Source organism: Oleiphilus sp. HI0079, assembly GCF_001635105.1.
The window spans coordinates 1-974 of record NZ_LWFT01001073.1 but is presented as its reverse complement, the minus strand read 5'-3'; the positions used below and the strand labels follow the sequence as shown (position 1 = coordinate 974).

The 974-nt window shown below is 46.3% G+C and carries 1 protein-coding gene; it reads left to right on the top strand.

Annotated elements, in window-relative coordinates; all coding sequences use genetic code 11:
* The coding region (locus A3750_RS19220; RefSeq protein WP_082873359.1) for a ParA family protein at window positions 1-763 on the top strand (763 nt) is incomplete at its 5' end.
* Window positions 764-974: the final 211 nt, after the last annotated feature.

Sequence of the window (974 nt, the reverse complement as noted above, 5' to 3'; positions counted from 1 at the left end):
TAATCAGAAGGGTGGGGTAGGTAAAACCACTACGGTTGTAACGCTTGGAGGCCTGCTAGCGTCACAAGGCAAGCGTGTTCTTGTTATGGACCTTGACCCCCATGGTTCGCTTACTAGCTATTTTGGTCATGATCCTGACACAATCGAACAGAGTGTATTTGATCTGTTTATGCACAAGGGCGCGGTACCTGATGGTTTGCCGGAATCCCTTATTACGGCAACTTCTTGCCCGGGCTTGGATCTTATGCCGGCCTCAACCGCTCTAGCGACGCTTGAGCGTCGAATGGTCGGCGTTGATGGTATGGGTTTAATCATCTCTAAGACCCTCGCTTTGTTGTGGGATCAATACGATTTCGTTCTGATCGATAACTCTCCTTCTTTAGGAGTGCTGATGATTAACGCTTTGGCCGCTAGTCAGCAGCTTGTTGTACCTGTTCAAACCGAGTTTCTAGCGATTAAGGGATTGGAAAGAATGATGCACACCTTATCGATGGTGATTCGATCCCAGAAAAGCAATTTGCAGCACATGATTTTGCCTACAATGTTTGACCGCCGAACTCAGGCGTCAACTCAGAGTCTGAGAACCATCAAACAAACATGGGGTGACAACGTGTGGAAGTTCGCTATCCCGGTAGATACGAAGTTTCGAGATGCAAGTATGCAAGGGCTTGTTCCTTCCGAGCTTGACGCTGCGACTCACGGCGTTAGAGCGTATAAAAAATTGCTTGAAACTCTGTTAGAAAAAACACCTAACGGGATATAGCGGGAGCGAGGGCATTTGCACATTTCTCTTAAGGAAAACAATTCCGTGGGAAATGATGAGATCATTGGTGACTATCTTGATGCTCTATTATCAACGCCAATGCCGGTTAAGGTTATACGTAACCGATTTGAGTTACAGCGTACGATTAAACTAGACGACATTTTAAGTGGTCAGCGAACACCAAGTCAGCAGGAAGCTGTTTTAATTTTGC